We start from the raw sequence: 17,016 nt of genomic DNA, 5'->3' as shown, positions 1-17,016 counted from the left end.
CGAGACGAAGCAAAGGACGACCAACCATGATCCGCGATAACGACACCCTCGAAGCCCTGCTCGACAGCGTGCGCCGCTTTGTGCGCGAGCGGCTGGTCCCGGCCGAGGCACTCGTGGCCGAGACCGACGAAATCCCCCAGGACATCGTGCAGGACATGCGCGAGATGGGCCTGTTCGGCATGACCATTCCCGAGCGCTTCGGCGGCCTGGAACTGACCATGGAGGAAGAGGCCCGCGTGGTGATGGAGCTGTGCCAGACCGCGCCGGCCTTCCGCTCGCTGCTGGGCACCACGGTCGGCATCGGCTCGCAGGGCATTCTGATGGATGGCACGCCCGAGCAGCAGGCCGCCTGGCTGCCCCGGCTGGCTACGGGCGAGATCCTCGCCTCGTTCGCGCTGACCGAGCCGGACGCCGGCTCGGACGCCGGCTCGCTGCGCACCTCCGCCGTACGGGACGGCGACGACTACGTCGTCAACGGCACCAAGCGCTTCATCACCAACGCGCCGCAGGCCGGCATGTTCACGCTGATGGCGCGCACCGATCCGTCGATCAAGGGCTCGGCCGGCGTCTCAGCCTTTATCGTCGATGCGAAGTCGGCGGGCATCAGCTTCGGCAAGCGCGACGTGAAGATGGGCCAGAAAGGCGCCCATACCTGCGACGTGATCTTCGAGAACGTGCGCGTGCCGGCTGCCAACCTGATCGGGCTCAAGGAAGGCCAGGGCTTCAAGACCGCCATGAAGGTGCTGGACAAGGGCCGCCTGCATATCTCGGCCGTCAGCGTGGGCGTGGCAAAGCGCGTGCTGCGGGATGCGCTCAACTACGCCGTCGAGCGCCAGCAGTTCGGCCAGCCGATCTGCGACTTCCAGCTGATCCAGGCCATGCTGGCAGACAGCCAGGCCGAACTCTACGCCGCCGAGTGCATGGTGATCGACGCCGCACGCCGCCGCGACGAAGGCCGCAACGTCTCCACCGAAGCCTCCTGCTGCAAGCTGTTCGCCACTGAAATGGTCGGCCGCGTGGCGGACCGCGCGGTGCAGATCCTGGGCGGCGCGGGCTATATCGCCGAGTACGGCATCGAGCGCTTCTACCGCGACGTGCGCCTGTTCCGCCTCTACGAAGGCACGACGCAGATCCAGCAGGTCATCATCGCCCGCAACATGATCCGCGACGCGCGCAACGGCTGAGCCCCATGACCACACCCCAAGCCCAGATCCACCCCGACCTACCCCACCCGTCCCCGCAGACCGGCGCCCTCAGCCACCTGCGCGTGCTGGACCTCTCGCGCGTGCTCGCCGGCCCCTGGTGCACCCAGAACCTGGCCGACATGGGCGCCGACGTCATCAAGATCGAGAAGCCGGCCGAAGGCGACGACACCCGCCTCTGGGGCCCGCCCTACCTTACCGGCGATGACGGCCCGACCGCCCAGGCCAGCTACTTCGCGGCGTGCAACCGCAACAAGCGCTCGGTGACCGTGGATATGTCCACGCCCGAGGGCCAGGCCATGATCCGCGAGCTGGCCAAGCAGAGCGACGTGGTGGTCGAGAACTTCAAGACCGGCGGCCTCAAGCGCTACGGGCTCGACTACGAGACGCTCAGCGCGCTGAATCCGCGCCTGATCTACTGCTCGATCACCGGCTTCGGCCAGACCGGCCCGTACGCGGCCCGCCCCGGCTACGACCTGCTGGTGCAGGCCATGAGCGGGCTGATGAGCATCACCGGCCATGCGGACGGCGAGCCCGGCGGCGGCCCGATGAAGGTGGGCGTGGCCGTGATCGACCTGTTCACCGGCATGTACGCCACCACGGCCATCCTCGGCGCGCTGGAAGCCCGCCACCACACCGGGCGCGGCCAGTGCATCGACGTGGCGCTGCTGGACGTCGCCATGGCGGTGCTGGCCAACCAGGGCGCCGGCTTCCTGAACGCCGGCAACGTGCCCACGCGGCAGGGCAATGTGCATCCGAGCGTGGTGCCCTATCAGGACTTCCCGACAGCCGATGGCAACATGCTGCTCGCCATCGGCAACGACGGCCAGTTCGCCCGCTTCTGCGAGGCCGCCGAGGTCGACTGGGCGACGGACGCGCGCTTCGCCACCAACAGCGCCCGCGTGACCCACCGCAAGACGCTGATCCCGATGATGGTCGCCGTCACGCGCGGCAAGCCCACGAACGACTGGATCCGCCTGCTGGAAGCCAAGTCCGTGCCGTGCGGCCCCATCAACAACGTCGAGCAGGCGTTCGCCGATCCGCACGTGCAGCACCGTGGCCTGCAGATCGAGCAGGAACGCTATCGGGCCGACGAACCGCGTGCCGGCGACCCGGTCAGCCGCGTGCGCACCACCGCCAGCCCGCTGCGGCTCTCGGACACGCCCACCACGCTGCGCTACGCGCCACCGGCGCTGGGCCAGCATACGGATGAGGTCCTGCGCGACTACCTGCAACTCGCCCCGCAGGACGTGGCCGCGCTGCGGGCCAGGGGCGTGGTGTAGCGGCACGCCGACAAAATCCCCGGTCAGGCGCCCTTGACCTGCGCGATCACCACCAGGATCACCGCCGCATTGCCGGGCTGCTGGGTCTGGGAATAGGCGGCGCGGGCATGGCCGGCGCGTTCGCCCAGCACCTCGGCGAAGAAGTCGGACGCGCCGTCGAGCACCGCCGGCTGGTCGAACGACCCCGGCGCGCTCGTCACATGCCCTTCCAGCCGGACGATGTGATCGAGCCGGTCGAACCCGCCCAGATGGGCGTGGATCTGCGCCAGCACGTTCAGGGCGGCCAGCTCGGCCGCCTGCCGGCCCTGCGCCACGGTCAGGTCCTTGCCGACCTGGCCCTGCCAGACCACCTTGCCGTCCTGCAACGGCAGCTGGCCGGAAATGAACAGCAGGTCGCCGGCACGGCTGACGGCGGTATAGCTGCCCAGCGGCTGCGGGGGCGGCGGCAGCGTCAGGCCGCGCGCGGCGAGTCTGGATTCAACGGTCATGATCAAGCTCCTATATCGATACAGCGGTTCCTTGGAAGCCACTATAGGAGCGCGCCATGTGCCGATAAACCCGCTGGGCAGAACTTGAATTGATACACGGCGGAACAAGTCCGCCCGGGCCGGCCCCGCAAAGCGCACACGCCGATTTGCTTCCGTTCGCCACCGAACACAGAAATGTTTCCTTTGGCATTTTTATCATCTATCCCTGATGAGATTCCCGGCCAAAGGAGCCAGCATGCGCAGATCCACGCCGCTTGGCATGCTGGCCGCCTGCCTGTGCGCCGGCCTCGCCGCCTGCTCGCCCTATCTCTACAAGTCCGAAGTCGAGAGCTTCCGCGCCGGGGTCAATGACCTCGCCACGGCCTACCAGTCCGGCACCAAGGGCGTGGCGGCGGAGCGGGCTGTCATCCAGCAGACACAACTGACGCCAACGCGCACGCGCGTGGCGCTGAGCCCCGGCTGCGCGCTGCCTGCCACGGTCTCGGCCGCCCCAGCGGCGGATAACGCGCTGCCCTGTGCCCTGCAGCCGGCCGACCCGGCAATGGCGCCGCGCCAGTCGGCCCCGCGCGAGTCCACCTCCGCCGCGCCGCTGATCCACGCGCTGCGCGACTACGCCGATGCCCTCGCCGCCATCACCAACGCCCAGGACCAGGAGGCGCTGGAGGCCGCGAATTCCAAGCTGACCGGCTCGCTCGCCGGGCTGGCCAACACGGCCAAGGTGGGGCTGCCGAACGAGTTCGGCGCGATTGCCGGGCTGGCGTTCAGCGTGGGCGTGGCCACGCTGAACCAGCGGCGCTTCGACATGCTCAAGCGCGGCGTGACCGCCGCCAACGAGCCGGTTGCCGTGCTGGGCGATGCCATGGGGCAGGCGCTGGACACCCTGCGCAAGGCGCGTGCCGACGGGCTGCTGCTGGCAGGCACGACCCTGGCCGGCCAGATCAACGCCAAGATGAGCCCGGACGACTACACGGCCGCCCTCACGACCTTGCAGGCGAAGACGGATGCCATCGAAACGCTCCGGCGCACCAACGCGCGCGCGGCGGCTGACGACATGGTCAAGGCGCATGCGGCGCTGGCGCAGGCGCTCAACGACGACACCCGGCAGGTGGCCGCCGTGGTCACCGCCCTGAAGACGTTCCGCGAGAAAGCCCGCGCGGTTCAGGAAGCCTTTGCGAGCTGATCGGAGACAGACATGGCCGAATGTGGAGCCTTCGCGTTTGGGGTGGTGCTGGGCTGGTTCGTGTACTTCACCAATCGCTACCGCAAGGGGGATGTGCAGTTCAGCGACCTCATCGCGCTGCTGGGCGTGATTGGCGGCGCAGCCGTGACGGCGCTGTTCGGCGGCGCCAGCGGCACGCTGTTCGGCTACTACGGCGTGGGCCTCGCGGTGGGCTTCTTCGCCTACTTTCTGGTGCTGGTGTTGATGGTGGCGCGCTCGGACCAGTTCGACGCCACCTGGTTCCTCGACGGGCGCCGCAAGGCGCTGCCCGATGGCTGGGTCATCCCGGGCGACGTGCGCGCGACGACCGCCCCCATGGCGCCCCAGCGCCCCGCCGCCCCGATACCCTTCGGCGCGCCCCAGCCCATCGAGGATTCCCCCCGCGCGCGCCTGAACGCCGCCCGCGACCAGACGCTGACCGCGCTGACCGAGGCCCAGCGCGAGCTGTTGCGCCGCATCGGCCTCGCGTCCACGGATACCGAGCGCACCAACCTCCAGACCAGTCTGGTCGATATCACCGACCAACTCGACGCCCTGGCGCAACTGCGGCTGCGAGACATCCTGGAGTCAGATGCCGTGCGCGCCAGCCTGGCGCAGCTCGCGGCCATCACCAGCGACATCACGCGCACGGCGCAGGAGATGCGCCAGGCTACCGACGTCCTGACCAAGGCGTCGCAACTGATCGATCGTGCCACCAGGGCGGTGGGCGTTATCACCGGCTTGCTCGCGTAGGCCGGTCATCACAAATGGAGCATGCACCATGAGCAACGACAAGCGTTTCTGCGCCGGCTTCCCGATGACGAACGGCGTGCCCGGCAAGATTGCCATGTTGACCGGCAAACGGTGGCAGCCGGGTACGGTACTCACCATCAGCTTCCTGTCCGGCTCCCGCGCGCTCCAGGACCGCGTGATGGACGCCGCCAATATCTGGCTGCAATTCGCCAACCTCCAGTTCGATGTGCGGGACAGCGGCCCGACCGACATCCGCATCGACTTCCTGGAGGGCAAGGGCTCGTGGTCGTTCATCGGCACCGACGCCCGGCTGATCCAGGCGCCGCAGCCAACCATGAACTACGGCTGGTTCACCGACGACACCGAGGAAGACGAAATCCTGCGCGTGACGCTGCACGAGTTCGGCCACGCCATCGGGCTGATCCACGAGCACCAGAACCCGCTCAATGCCATCCAGTGGAACCGCGAGCAGGTGATCAAGGATCTGTCCGGCCCCCCGAACAACTGGGACAAGGCCACCATCGAAAACAATATGTTCGCGGCGTTCAATGCCGCTGACGTGGCCGGCACGGCGGTGGACCCGAGCTCGATCATGATGTATCCGATCCCCCCCGCCTGGACGCTGAACGGCGTGACGGCCGGCATGAACTCGGCGTTGTCCGAGTCGGACAAGGACTTCATCCGCCAGGCCTATCCGCAGTAGGGCCTGCCCGCCGCGCCATGAATGCCGACGACCAAGCCATCCTGATCGGGATCAATCATTACCCGCAGCTCGGCGAGCCGGGCGCGGACGCGAATCTCCACGGGCCCGCGAACGATGTCGATGCGGTGAAGGCGTGGCTGATGGACCCCAACGGCGGCGCCTTCGCCAGCGAGGACCAGATCCAGGTGATCAAGTCCCGCCTGACCGAGGCGGGCGACACCGCGCTGCCGACCACCGACGAAATCGAAACCGCCTTTGGCCGGCTCAACGCCATCGCCCGGGAGAACCAGGCCAAACGGCGCGGGCTGCGGGTGGGCCGCCGGCTGTATATCTTCGTCTCCGGCCACGGCTTCTCGCCGGGCCGCGAGCGCGGCTGCCTGTTCGCGGCCAACGCCAGCGCCACGCTCGGCACCTTCAACGTACACGCCACGGGCTGGCTGAGCTGGCTGCAGGACGCCGGCTACTTCCGCGAGTTCGTGCTGTGGATGGACTGCTGCATGAACCGGGTCTCCTTCCTGCAGCCGCGCGACCCGCAGCTCTCCCCGGTACAGGCCACGGACCCGCCGGCGGCCACGTTCGTCGCCTTCGCCGCGCAGCGCCCGCTCAAGGCCATCGAGATCGGCATTCCCGAAGATGGCGACAAGATCCACGGCGCCTTTACCTGGGCGCTGCTGCAAGGGCTGCGCGGCGCGGCATCCGACGCCAACGGACGCGTCACCGGGCGCAGCCTGGCGGACTGGCTGCGCAACGCCCTCTGCGCCCGCATGACGCCGGCGCATCTGCGCGATGGCGACGTGGCCAAGGAGCCGGAGATCGTGCAGGAGGATGCCGGCCTGATCTTCGCGCGCGGCGTGGCGCCGCCGCGCTACACGGTCACGCTCACCCTGCCGCCCGAGGCCGCCGGCAAGCCGCTGCGGCTGTGGTCTGGCACGCCGCCCCGCGCGGAGGCGATGACCGCGCAGCCCGCCATGACCTTGCCGCTGGCGCCCGGCCTGTATGTGGTGGAGGTGCCCGAAGCCGGCCTCCGGCAGGGGTTCGACGTCACCAACGATGTGTCGATTGCCATCACGGCATCCGGCCCGCCCGTCACGCAGGCCGCCGACGGCACGATGTTCCCGCTCGACATCGACCCGGCCGACCCCGCCGCCGAGATCTTCGTGATCGACAGCCGCTTCTCGCTGGTCGACAACGGCATGTCGAAGCTCTCCACGCCGCTGCCGTTCGGGCTGTTCAAGATCAAGACGCGGATCGGGCGCAGCCTGGCGCAGCACGTGATCCTGCTCGACAGTGACCGCCCGCCGCTGGCCGTCGCGCAGATCGCCAAACCCGCCTCGTCGGTGCTGCCGCCGGTGGGCCTGCCGGAGGACGGCGCCCAGGAGCGCGACCGGCAGGTGGCGCTGGCCACCGCACTGCGCCTGCAGAGCGAGGGCGACGGCAAACAGGCCACGCTGATGGTCATGGCGCGCGCGGCGAGCAGCGCCGAGGTGCCCCAGCAGAACATCGCGCCCTGGCGGGACGTGCAGGTGGTGGATGCCGACGACAACCTCGTCATCAGCATGGAGCGCGGCAGCGCGCGCAACACCGATGCGGACTCCCACGCCTGCGCCGTGCAGGCGGTGACGCCCGGCGCCTACTACCTGCGGCAGAAGGTGGACAACGGCCCGGTCATCGAACAAAGCCTGATCGCCTGCGAATCGTGGGGGCTGGAAGCCTACGTCCTGCGCCGCACGCAGCCCGGCGAGCATGCGCCCAGCGCGCGGCCCCGGGTGTCGCTGATGATGCGGCGGCCAGACCAGCAGCCCGATGCCACGCTGGAGAAGATCATCGAGACCGCCCGGCTGGCGCTGGCCGATGAGCGGCGCATCCTGAGCCCCGAGCTGGAGGACATCCTGCTGCGCAACTGCACCAACCCGATTGCCGGGATGATCGGCGGCCATCTGCTGCTGGTGGAGCGGGAGCGCGACCCGGGCCGTGACATGTCCGGGCTCGATGTGGTGGTGACGCGCCTGCGCAAGCTGGTGGGCGATCACCATCCCGATGTCGCCGCGCTCGGCCAGCAATGCGCGACGGCGAGCCTGCGGCGCTTCGGCCCGCTGACCGGCCCGCCGATGTTCCAGCGGAGCTGGAAGCTGCTGGTGAAGGCGGCGCAGCGGCGCGAGGACTGGATTCCCGAGGCGATGTGGCGGCGCGTGGTGGCGCAGACCGCCCTGCCACCGCTGATGGTCTGGGCTGCCGACGACAGCGTGCGCCAGACCGCCACCGATAGCCTGCGCACCGTGCCGGCCCGGGCACTCCGCGCGAGCGTGCCGCCTGCGGGCCTGCGGGTGCTGACGGCCTGAAGGGAAAGAGGAAGGGAGAGAGGAAGGAAGAGAATGACGGCGAGGATCAAAACCACGGGCAGACCCTGCCCCCCCGCCTCGGGGAGGTCTGAAGCTGGCCTCCGGCGCCATGATCGCGCATCGCTCGACTGCACTGACACGGAGACCGGAATGCTACGCAATACCTTCCCGACGCGGTGGCTGGCCGCCGCCATCCTGCTGGGTGCCCTACCCGCCACGGCACCCACCCCCGCCCATGCCGAGGCTTACCCCGAGCGGCCGGTCAAGATCGTCTCGGTGACCAGCGCCGGCACCGGCATCGACGACTACACCCGCCTGCTCGCCAAATACCTGCACAAGAAGGCCGGGCGCAGCTTTATCGTCGAGAACAAGCCCGGCGCCAACACCATCATCGCGGCGGACTACGTCGCCAAGTCCGCACCGGACGGCTACACGCTGCTGTTCGCGTCGGCCTCCACCATGGCGGCCAACCCCTACCTGTTCAAGTCGATGCCGTACAGCCCGCGCGACTTCGTGCCCGTGGCGCGCCTCTCCACCGTGCCCGTGGCGCTGGTGGTATCGGCAAACTCGCCCTACCGCACCGTGGCCGACCTGACCGCCGCCGCGCGCGCCAAGCCGGGCACGCTCAACTACGGCACCAGCAGCGCCGGTTATCGCGTGATGCTGGCCGCCTTCAACGATGCCGCCGGCATCCGCACCCAGGACGTGCCCTACAAGGGCATGGCCAACCTGCTGCCCGACCTGCTCGGCGGCACGCTGGACTTCACCGTGCTGGAGATCTCCGCCGCCGTGCCGATGATCGAATCACGCAAGATGCGCGCGCTGGCCGTGATGAGCGACCGCCGCGTGCCGATCATGGGCGATGTGCCGACCATGGCCGAAGCGGGCCTGCCGGCCATCACCGTGGTGAGCTGGACCGGCCTGTTCGCGCCCAAGGGCACGCCGCCCGAGGTGCTGGACAAGCTGCAGGCCTGGACGCTCGAATTCGTCAATTCGCCGGAAGCCGCCGCCCACCACGCCCAGCGCGGCACCAATGCCTACCCGGCGCCAGGCGCGCAGCTGGCCCGCGCCATCGTCGAGGATCAAGGCAACTGGCAGCGCATGATCAAGCTGGCGGGGATTCAGCCCGAGTAGGCGGCGCCGCGTTCGGCGAATCGGGCGTACTCGTCCGGCGGCACGAACAGGCCGCCGGTCGTCCACACCAGATGGGTGGCCTGCGGCATCACCGTGTCCAGGCCGTGCCGGGCGAGGTAGGCGCGGCCGGCTGCGCTATCCGTCAGCATGCGCGGCCCGCTGAAGCCGGCGGCGGCGGATGGCTCGATCCGCAGCCCTTCCGTCTCGCGCACCCGGTGCAGGTCCAGGAACAGCCGTTCGTCCGGCACCGTGCACACCCCGGCCAGCAGCGGGCCCATGGCCTCGGCGGCCAGCTCGGAGGCGCGCGGCACAGCCAGCCCATCGGCCTCGGTGCGATTGGTCAGGCCCACGTCATAGACGGAGGCGCCCGGTGCAAGCATCTCCACGAGGAAACACGGCGACTGGGTCGGCTCGACAAAGCACGCATGCACGTGCGGGCCATACAACTGCCAGAGCCCGAAGGCGATGCCAGCCGGCGCGCCGCCCACGCCGCACGGCAGGTAGACGAACAGCGGATGGTCCGCGTCCACGCGCAGGCCGGCCGCTTCGAGCTGATCGTGCAGATGCAGCGCCGCAGCGCTGTAGCCGAGCAGCAGCGAGAGCGAGCGCTCGTCATCGACGAAGTAGCAGTGCGGATCGCCCTCCGCCTCGCGCCGGCCAGCGGCCACCGCCGCCGCGTAGTCGCCCGTGTGCTCGACCACCTCCACGCCCCGCGCGCGCAGGCGCGCTTTTTTCCATGCCTTGGCGTCGGCGGACATATGCACCGCCGCCCGGAAACCCAGCGCCGAGGCCATCACGCCGATGCTCAGGCCCAGGTTGCCGGTGGACCCCACCGCCACCTGATAGCGGCCGAACAGCGCGCGCGCCGGGGCGTCGGCCAGCACGCCGTAGTCGCCATCCACATCGACCAGCCCGTGGCGCAGCGCCAGCGACTCGGCGAACTCGAGCACCTCATGAATGCCGCCGCGCGCCTTGATCGACCCGGCGATGGGCAGGCTGTGGTCGGCCTTGATCCACAGCGAGCCGTGGCGGGTGGGCAGGCCGAGCGCCTGTTGCATGTCCGGCGCGCCCAGCAGATCGGATTCGATCCGCCCCGCGCTGGCCTCCAGCTCCGGGAACAGCCGCACCAGCAGCGGCGCGAAGCGGGCGAACCGCGCCTGTGCTGCACGCATATCAGCTAGACTAATGCGCCGCCCATCCACCACGGTCTGGACGTCGGCCTCCGCGCTGCGGTGCGGATTCGTCCACATCAGCGGTCGGGCGGCTTGCAGGTCGGCCAGCAATGCAGCCGAAATCGAGGACAGATGGAGCGTCATGGGGAGGGGGACGGGAAGGAGACCACTCATTGTTGACGCCCCCGCCCCGCCCGACAAACGATTTGTACTGATCCATCCATTAGTTTTGCTGATGACAAACACCCTCAACGCCTCCGTCCTGAGCTGGCTGCGCTGCTTCGAGGCGGCGGCGCGCCATGGCAGCTTCACGCTGGCCGCCCGGGAGCTGTGCGTGACGCAGGGCGCGGTCAGCCAGCAGGTGAACAAGCTGGAACAGTGGCTCGAACGGCCACTGTTCGTGCGCACGCCGCGTGCGCTGGTGCTGACGCCCGAGGGCGAGCGGCTGCGCGGTGTGGCGCGCGAGTCGTTCCAGGCGCTGGATAGCACGCTGGCGCAACTGCGCAAACCCGGGCATCGCCCGCCGGTGGCGCTGTCCTGCTCGCCCTCGTTCGCCATGGTCTGGCTCACGCCGCGCCTGGGCGACTTCTTCCGCCAGCACCCGGAGATCGGCCTGCGCGTGCATGGCGAGTTCCACGCGCTGGATCGTTCGCGGATGCTGCGCGAGGGCATCGACGCCGCCGTGCGCTTCGACCCCGGCCACTACCCCGACCTCCGCGCCACGCCCTTCCTCGACGAATGGCTGCTGCCGGTGGCCAGCCCGGCCTATCTGGCGGCCCACCCGGCACTCCGTTCGCCGGACGGCCTGCGCGCCTCGATGCTGCTGCACGACGCCAGCCCGTGGGAAGGCGCCGGCGAGAGCCACGAATGGCAGGTCTGGCTGCGGCACGCGGGCGTGACGCTGCCCGACATGGCGGGCGGCCAGCACTTCAACCTGTCCCAACTGGCCATCGGCGCGGCACTGGCCGGCCAGGGCGTGGCCATGGGCCGCACGGCGCTGGTCCTCGACGAACTGGCCTCGGGCCGACTGGTGGACCTGTGGGGCCTGCATGTGCGCAGCGAGGCCGCCTACCACCTGGTGCGCGCCCACACGCCGACTCATTCCGCACAGGTGGCGGAGGTCGAAGCCTGGCTGCTGGCCGAAGGTGCCGCCTTCGACACGGCACGACGGCGCCTGCTGGCGCTGAACGGTTCAGCCCCCAAATAAGCGTAACTTGGAAGCCGGCTTTTAATCGGTTACATTGGATCGGCACAGGAGAACGCCATGCCCGCCTCGAACACCCCTCCCCCCAAACCTGCCAATCCCGCGGCCACCCCGGAAACCGGCCCCCGCCTGCTGGCCGATCACGTTGCGCTGGACCTGCTCAATACCATCGAACGGGCCGACACCCCGCCGCGCGACCACTGGCAGACCGATGCCGATGTGCTCGCCTGGCTGAAACAGGTGGCGCTCTGGCCCGGCGACGATCGCGCCGCGCCGCCCAAGGGGCTGGCGACGGCGGCACGCGCGCTGCGCGAGGCCGTCCGGCTGATCGTGGCCTGCAAGGCTGACGGCAAGGCCGGCGGCAAACCGGATCTGGCGCCGCTGAATGACGCGCTGGCGGCCGGCGGCAGCCATCTGGCCGTGCATCCGCTGCCCGACGGCGGCGTCCGCATCGCCCGCATCCACGCCGCCGGTAACGCCGCGCAATGCCTGGTGCCGCTGGCGGAAGCCGCCGCCGACCTGCTCGCCCACGGCGACTTCGGGCGGGTCCGCCAATGCGAGAGCGACGAATGCACGCTCTGGTTCTATGACCGCACCAAGTCGCACCGGCGCCGCTGGTGCAGCATGGCGGTCTGCGGCAATCGCCACAAGGTCGCCGCCTTTCGCAAGCGCGAGGCGGCTGCCGATGAGGACGCTGCATGACGCCATGCCATCGGGCATTCGTTGGTAACCGTTAAAATTAAGTTTGACAGGTTACCAGATTGGCATACACTTCGGAACCAAGCCGATGACGGCCCTCGTTCCCGCTTCCGCTTTCGCTTCCGGAGAATTGCCATGATTGCCAGCCCTCAGGTCCACATCCGCTACGCCGACGCCGACGGCGTGCGCGTCTTCTACCGTGAAGCCGGCGACCCGCAGGCGCCCGTGATGCTGCTGCTGCACGGCTTTCCGACCTCGTCCCATCAGTTCCGTCACCTGATTCCGCAACTGGCGAGCCATTTCCGGGTGATCGCCCCAGACCTGCCCGGCTTCGGCTTTACCGAGGTGCCGGCCGCGCGCCAGTACCGCTACACCTTCGACAACCTCGCCACCACGCTCGGCGCCTTTGTCGATGCCCTCGGGCTGGAGCGCTATGCGATGTACGTGTTCGACTACGGCGCGCCCACCGGCTTCCGGCTGGCCGTGGCCCACCCCGAGCGCGTGACGGGCATCGTCTCGCAGAACGGCAACGCCTATCTCGATGGGCTGGGCGATGCGTGGGCGCCGGTCCGCCAGTACTGGGCCGAGCCCAGCACGGCCAACCGGCAGGTGCTGCACGACGCCATGCTCCATCTGGAAGGCACGAAGTGGCAGTACGTGCACGGCGTGGCCGACCCGGACAGCGTGGCGCCCGAGTCGTACACGCTGGACGCGGCGCTGCTGGAACGGCCCGGCAACAAGGACATCCAGCTCGACCTGTTCCTCGACTACGCCAACAACCTGAAGCGCTACCCCGATTTCCAGGCGTTCTTCCGCCAGGCGCAGGTGCCTACACTGGTAATCTGGGGCCGCAACGATCCGTTCTTCATCCCGCCCGGCGCCGAGGCGTTCCGCCGCGACAACCCGACCGCCGTGGTGGAGTTGCTGGACACCGGCCACTTCGCGCTGGAGACGCATGGCCCTTACATCGGCCAACGCATTCTCGACGTGCTGGCTCGCTAATTCGCCGCTAACCCCCACCCTATTTGCTTATGACGCGCCAATTCGACGATCTCCAGCTCGGCAGCATCGAACTGTTCTGCCTGGCCGCGGAACTGAGCAGTTTTACCGCGGCGGCGGTGGCGGCGGGGGTCACGCCGGCGGCGGTGAGCCGCAGTGTGTCCCGGCTGGAGGAGCGCCTTGGCGTGCGGCTGTTCGTGCGGACCACGCGGCAGATCCGGCTCACGGACGAGGGGCGGGTCTATTTCGAGCAGAGCCGGCCGGCGCTGGCGCAGCTGGTGGACGCCGAGCGCCAGATCAGCGGCCAGCACGGCACGCCCGCCGGGCGGCTGCGCATCAGCCTGCCCACGCCCTACGCCCACTATCGCGTGCTGCCGGTGCTGCCGGCCTTCCGCGAGCGCTATCCCGAGGTGGACGTCGAGATCCATATCAGCAACCGCAATGTGGACTTTGCCGATGACACCTTCGACCTCTCCGTGCGCGGCCGGGCGCCCGACGACTCCACGCTGATCGCCCGCAAGCTGGAAGACGCCGAGATGGTGGTGGTGGCCACGCCCGCCTACCTGCGCAAGCACGGCACGCCGGCCACGCCGGACGACCTGCCGGCGCACGAATGCATCCAGTTCGATGTCCCGAGCAGCGGCCGGCGCCTGCCGTGGATCTTCCAGCAGGAGGGCGAGACCCTGGAGATGGTGACCGCCGGCGCCTATGGCACGGCCGAGGACGCGCTGGGCGGCGCCACGCTGGCCCGCGCCGGCGCCGGCCTGTTCCAGACCTACCGCTTCGTGGTGGAGCAGGACCTGCGCGACGGCACGCTGGTGGAGGTGCTGCAGGCCTACGGTGGCTGCACGCGGCCCTTCATGCTGCTCTACCCGCACGCGCGCCACGTCTCGCGCCGGGTGCGGGCTTTCGTCGATTTCCTCGTGGACAAGTTCGCGGCTTGATCCAGGGTAAACCCCTAGCAACGCTCGCCGCGTCGGCGACATGTCTGTCTCGCGTCTCTCCTAGACTGAAGGTCTTTGTCACTCCATCTAGAAAAGGAAGACCATGGCCGCGATCGAAGTGAAGGTGCCGCAGCTCTCCGAATCCGTTTCCGAAGCCACGCTGATCCAATGGAAAAAGCAGGCCGGCGAGGCCGTGACCCGCGACGAGATCCTGGTGGAACTGGAGACGGACAAGGTCACGCTGGAGGTGCCTGCGCCCGCCAGCGGCGTGCTGGCCAGCATCGTCCACCCGGACGGCGCGACCGTGCACGCCGACGAGGTGATTGCGACCATCGATACGGAAGGCAAGCCGGGGGTGACTTCGGCCCCGGCTACCGCCGCAGCGCCGCCCAAGGCCGCACCCGCTCCCGCTGCGGCCTCCGCCCCGGCCGTGCAGGGCGGCGGCGCCGGTGCTGCCGCTTCCGCCACCGCTGACTTCGACGTGATCGTGATCGGCTCCGGCCCCGGCGGCTACATCGCCGCCATCCGCGCCGCGCAGCTCGGCAAGACCGTGGCCTGCATCGAGGAATGGAAGGACCCGGCCGGCAAGCCCCGGCTGGGCGGCACCTGCCTGAACGTGGGCTGCATTCCGTCGAAGGCGCTGCTGGCCTCGTCCGAGCACTTCGAGCAGGCCCAGCACGGGCTGGCCGAGCACGGCGTGCAGGTCAAGGGCGTGACGCTGGACCTCGGCACGATGATCGCGCGCAAGGCCGCCATCGTGGACAAATTCACGGGCGGCGTGGAGTTCCTGTTCCGCAAGAACAAGGTCACCTGGATCAAGGGCCACGGAAAGTTGCAGAGCCGCGCGGACAACGGCGTGGTCACCGTGGAAGCCAGTGAAGATGGGGGCGGGGGCGAGGGGGCGGCCAAGGCCAAGACCTACACCGCGCGCAACGTGATCATCGCCACCGGCTCCCGGGCGCGCCACCTGCCTAACGTGCCGGTGGACAACGTCATCGTCTCCGACAACGAGGGCGCGCTGTCCTTCGATTCGGTGCCCAAGAAGCTCGCCGTGATCGGCGCCGGGGTGATCGGGCTGGAACTGGGCTCGGTGTGGCGCCGGCTGGGTTCGGAAGTGACCATTCTTGAGGCGCTGCCGACCTTCCTCGGCACCGTGGACGAAGCCATCGCCCGGGAGGCCGCCAAGCAGTTCAAGAAGCAGGGGCTCGCCATCCACCTCGGCGTGCAGATCGGCGAGATCAAGCGCAGCGGCAAGGGCGTGAGCATCGCCTACACCGACCAGGACGGCAAAGCGCAGACACTGGACGCGGACCGGCTGATCGTCTCCATCGGCCGGGTGCCGAACACGGACAACCTCGGGCTGGAGGCCGTGGGGCTGGCCGCCGACGCGCGCGGCTTCGTCCCCGTGGACGATCACTGCCGCACATCGGTGGCCGGCATCTACGCGATTGGCGACGTGGTGCGCGGCCCGATGCTGGCCCACAAGGCCGAGGACGAGGGCGTGATGGTGGCCGAGGTGATCGACGGCCAGAAGCCGCATATCGACTACAACTGCATTCCGTGGGTGATCTACACCGAGCCGGAGATTGCCTGGGTGGGCAAGTCGGAGGCGCAGCTCAAGGCCGAGGGCCGCGAGATCCGCACCGGCCAGTTCCCGATGTCGGCCAACGGGCGCGCGCTGGGCATGGGCCGGCCGGACGGCTTTATCAAGATGATTGCCGACGCGAAGACGGACGAGCTGCTGGGGGTGCATATCATCGCCGCCAATGCGTCCGACCTGATCGCGGAGGGCGTGGTGGCGATGGAGTTCAAGGCGGCGTCCGAGGACATCGGCATGATCAGCCATCCGCATCCGTCGCTGTCCGAGGTGATGCGCGAGGCCGCGCTGGCGGTGCAGAAGCGTGCGCTGAACATGTAGCGGCCCGGTGATAAGCTGCGGGGCATGGACGCCAAGACCGCTCCGCCGCCCCCAGCCACCCACCTCGACGACCTGCTGCTGTTCCTCCACGTAGTGGAGGCCGGCGGCTTCAGCGCGGCCGAGCGCCAGACCGGCATCGCCAAATCCCGCCTCTCGCGCCGCGTGGCCGAGCTGGAGCGCTCGCTGGGCGTGCGGCTGCTGCACCGGTCCACGCAGGCGTTCGGGCTGACGCCCGTGGGCGAGGCCGTGGCCGGCCATGCGCGCCAGGCGGCGGCCCATGTGGCCGAGATTGGCGCGCTGACGCGCCAGTCGCTGGCCGAGCCGTCCGGCGTGATCCACCTCCACACCTCCGTACTGATTGCCGAGACCACGCTCGCGCCGATCCTGGCCGCGTTCGCGCGGGCGCATCCGCAGGTGCGCGTGCAGCTCACGCTGTCCAACCGCTTCGTGGACCTGACCGAGGAGCGGCTCGACCTCGTGATCCGCGCGGCGGTGGTGCCGCTGGCCTCGGAGGACGTGGTGGCGACGCCGGTCGCCACGTCGCGCTCGCTGGTGGTCGGCCATCCTGACCTGTTCCGCGACGCCGGCCTGCCCGCCTCGCTCGACGCCCTGGCCGGCTACCCCTGCCTGGCGCAAGGCACGCTGGCGCAGCCGCGCCCGTGGCAGTTCGTCGACGATGCCGGCGAGCCGTTCGACTGGCCGATCACGCCTGCGATTGCCGTGGACAACCTGATGGCAATGCGCGAACTGGCGATGCGCGGCGCCGGGCTGGCGCAGTTGCCGATGACGATGTGCCGGGACGCCATCGAAGCCGGCACGCTGGTGCCGGTGCTCGGCGCGGTACGCTCGCGCGATGCCACGATCTACGCGATGTACCCGAGCCGGCGCGGCATGACCTCCGCCGTGCGCGCCCTGCTGGCCCTACTCCGGGAGCAGTGGCCCGACGAGGGCTGACTCCCTCGCCCACCCGTTCCAGAATC

At 69.3% G+C, this 17,016-nt stretch carries 15 protein-coding genes; 13 read left to right on the top strand and 2 right to left on the bottom strand.

Annotation, left to right across the window (positions count from 1 at the left end; translation table 11 throughout):
* The first annotated feature begins 26 nt into the window (after positions 1 to 26).
* A complete protein-coding gene (locus BM115_RS18705) occupies positions 27 to 1,184 on the top strand; it encodes an acyl-CoA dehydrogenase family protein (RefSeq protein WP_092297308.1) in 1,158 nt (385 codons plus the stop codon).
* Between the two features lie 5 nt (positions 1,185 to 1,189).
* The gene (locus tag BM115_RS18700; protein WP_092297305.1) at positions 1,190 to 2,485 is read left to right on the top strand and encodes a CaiB/BaiF CoA transferase family protein; all 1,296 of its coding nucleotides are present in this window, start codon (positions 1,190 to 1,192) and stop codon (positions 2,483 to 2,485) included.
* 23 nt (positions 2,486 to 2,508) lie between these two features.
* Here BM115_RS18700 and BM115_RS18695 read toward each other — a convergent pair whose 3' ends face one another.
* A complete protein-coding gene (locus tag BM115_RS18695; RefSeq protein WP_092297302.1) occupies positions 2,509 to 2,973 on the bottom strand; it encodes a RidA family protein in 465 nt (154 codons plus the stop codon).
* 235 nt (positions 2,974 to 3,208) lie between these two features.
* Between BM115_RS18695 and BM115_RS18690 the strand changes: the two genes are divergently transcribed.
* The 5 genes from BM115_RS18690 to BM115_RS18670 all read left to right on the top strand — a co-directional run bounded on the left by BM115_RS18690 (position 3,209) and on the right by BM115_RS18670 (position 9,100).
* Complete coding sequence (locus BM115_RS18690; RefSeq protein ID WP_092297299.1) at positions 3,209 to 4,153, top strand: hypothetical protein; 945 nt, start codon at positions 3,209 to 3,211, stop codon at positions 4,151 to 4,153.
* A 12-nt stretch (positions 4,154 to 4,165) separates the two neighbouring features.
* The gene (locus BM115_RS27325; protein ID WP_177219962.1) at positions 4,166 to 4,924 is read left to right on the top strand and encodes a hypothetical protein; all 759 of its coding nucleotides are present in this window, start codon (positions 4,166 to 4,168) and stop codon (positions 4,922 to 4,924) included.
* 28 nt (positions 4,925 to 4,952) lie between these two features.
* Positions 4,953 to 5,627 carry a matrixin family metalloprotease gene (locus BM115_RS18680; protein WP_218158043.1) on the top strand — a complete coding sequence of 225 codons (675 nt, stop codon included), beginning with the start codon at positions 4,953 to 4,955 and terminating at the stop codon, positions 5,625 to 5,627.
* Between the two features lie 17 nt (positions 5,628 to 5,644).
* The gene (locus BM115_RS18675; RefSeq protein ID WP_092297296.1) at positions 5,645 to 7,966 is read left to right on the top strand and encodes a caspase family protein; all 2,322 of its coding nucleotides are present in this window, start codon (positions 5,645 to 5,647) and stop codon (positions 7,964 to 7,966) included.
* Between the two features lie 150 nt (positions 7,967 to 8,116).
* Positions 8,117 to 9,100, top strand: coding sequence for a Bug family tripartite tricarboxylate transporter substrate binding protein (locus BM115_RS18670; protein ID WP_092297293.1), 984 nt, complete (start codon positions 8,117 to 8,119; stop codon positions 9,098 to 9,100).
* Here BM115_RS18670 and BM115_RS18665 read toward each other — a convergent pair.
* Positions 9,088 to 10,416: a D-serine ammonia-lyase gene (locus BM115_RS18665; protein WP_092297290.1), complete on the bottom strand. Its 1,329-nt coding sequence runs from the start codon at positions 10,414 to 10,416 to the stop codon at positions 9,088 to 9,090. The two genes, BM115_RS18670 and BM115_RS18665, sit on opposite strands and share 13 nt — an antisense overlap.
* 91 nt (positions 10,417 to 10,507) lie before the next feature.
* Here BM115_RS18665 and BM115_RS18660 point away from each other — a divergent pair, with 91 nt between their 5' ends.
* From BM115_RS18660 to BM115_RS18635, 6 genes are all read left to right on the top strand, one after another.
* Entirely contained in the window at positions 10,508 to 11,479 is a 972-nt protein-coding gene (locus tag BM115_RS18660; RefSeq protein WP_092297450.1) for a LysR substrate-binding domain-containing protein, read from the top strand.
* 57 nt (positions 11,480 to 11,536) lie between these two features.
* Positions 11,537 to 12,178, top strand: coding sequence for a CGNR zinc finger domain-containing protein (locus tag BM115_RS18655; protein WP_092297287.1), 642 nt, complete (start codon positions 11,537 to 11,539; stop codon positions 12,176 to 12,178).
* A 132-nt stretch (positions 12,179 to 12,310) separates the two neighbouring features.
* Positions 12,311 to 13,177, top strand: a complete 867-nt coding sequence (locus BM115_RS18650) for an alpha/beta fold hydrolase (protein ID WP_092297285.1) — start codon at positions 12,311 to 12,313, stop codon at positions 13,175 to 13,177.
* A 29-nt stretch (positions 13,178 to 13,206) separates the two neighbouring features.
* Positions 13,207 to 14,118, top strand: a complete 912-nt coding sequence (locus BM115_RS18645) for a LysR family transcriptional regulator (RefSeq protein WP_092297281.1) — start codon at positions 13,207 to 13,209, stop codon at positions 14,116 to 14,118.
* 103 nt (positions 14,119 to 14,221) lie between these two features.
* On the top strand, positions 14,222 to 16,036 hold the full coding sequence (gene lpdA / locus BM115_RS18640; protein WP_092297278.1) for a dihydrolipoyl dehydrogenase: 1,815 nt from the start codon (positions 14,222 to 14,224) through the stop codon (positions 16,034 to 16,036).
* Between the two features lie 24 nt (positions 16,037 to 16,060).
* Complete coding sequence (locus BM115_RS18635; RefSeq protein WP_092297275.1) at positions 16,061 to 16,990, top strand: LysR family transcriptional regulator; 930 nt, start codon at positions 16,061 to 16,063, stop codon at positions 16,988 to 16,990.
* Positions 16,991 to 17,016: the final 26 nt, after the last annotated feature.

This window comes from Cupriavidus sp. OV096, assembly GCF_900115455.1.
Classification (GTDB): domain Bacteria; phylum Pseudomonadota; class Gammaproteobacteria; order Burkholderiales; family Burkholderiaceae; genus Cupriavidus.
The sequence above is the reverse complement of the archived record's forward strand: the minus strand, read 5'-3'. Positions and strand labels throughout refer to the sequence as shown.

Bases quoted from the DNA above. Each gene is read 5' to 3' on its own strand.
- BM115_RS18705 (WP_092297308.1), top strand. From the start codon at position 27: ATGATCCGCGATAACGACACCCTCGAAGCCCTGCTCGACAGCGTGCGC.
- BM115_RS18700 (WP_092297305.1), top strand. From the start codon at position 1,190: ATGACCACACCCCAAGCCCAGATCCACCCCGACCTACCCCACCCGTCC.
- BM115_RS18695 (WP_092297302.1), bottom strand. From the start codon at position 2,973: ATGACCGTTGAATCCAGACTCGCCGCGCGCGGCCTGACGCTGCCGCCG.
- BM115_RS18690 (WP_092297299.1), top strand. From the start codon at position 3,209: ATGCGCAGATCCACGCCGCTTGGCATGCTGGCCGCCTGCCTGTGCGCC.
- BM115_RS27325 (WP_177219962.1), top strand. From the start codon at position 4,166: ATGGCCGAATGTGGAGCCTTCGCGTTTGGGGTGGTGCTGGGCTGGTTC.
- BM115_RS18680 (WP_218158043.1), top strand. From the start codon at position 4,953: ATGAGCAACGACAAGCGTTTCTGCGCCGGCTTCCCGATGACGAACGGC.
- BM115_RS18675 (WP_092297296.1), top strand. From the start codon at position 5,645: ATGAATGCCGACGACCAAGCCATCCTGATCGGGATCAATCATTACCCG.
- BM115_RS18670 (WP_092297293.1), top strand. From the start codon at position 8,117: ATGCTACGCAATACCTTCCCGACGCGGTGGCTGGCCGCCGCCATCCTG.
- BM115_RS18665 (WP_092297290.1), bottom strand. From the start codon at position 10,416: ATGACGCTCCATCTGTCCTCGATTTCGGCTGCATTGCTGGCCGACCTG.
- BM115_RS18660 (WP_092297450.1), top strand. From the start codon at position 10,508: ATGACAAACACCCTCAACGCCTCCGTCCTGAGCTGGCTGCGCTGCTTC.
- BM115_RS18655 (WP_092297287.1), top strand. From the start codon at position 11,537: ATGCCCGCCTCGAACACCCCTCCCCCCAAACCTGCCAATCCCGCGGCC.
- BM115_RS18650 (WP_092297285.1), top strand. From the start codon at position 12,311: ATGATTGCCAGCCCTCAGGTCCACATCCGCTACGCCGACGCCGACGGC.
- BM115_RS18645 (WP_092297281.1), top strand. From the start codon at position 13,207: ATGACGCGCCAATTCGACGATCTCCAGCTCGGCAGCATCGAACTGTTC.
- lpdA (WP_092297278.1), top strand. From the start codon at position 14,222: ATGGCCGCGATCGAAGTGAAGGTGCCGCAGCTCTCCGAATCCGTTTCC.
- BM115_RS18635 (WP_092297275.1), top strand. From the start codon at position 16,061: ATGGACGCCAAGACCGCTCCGCCGCCCCCAGCCACCCACCTCGACGAC.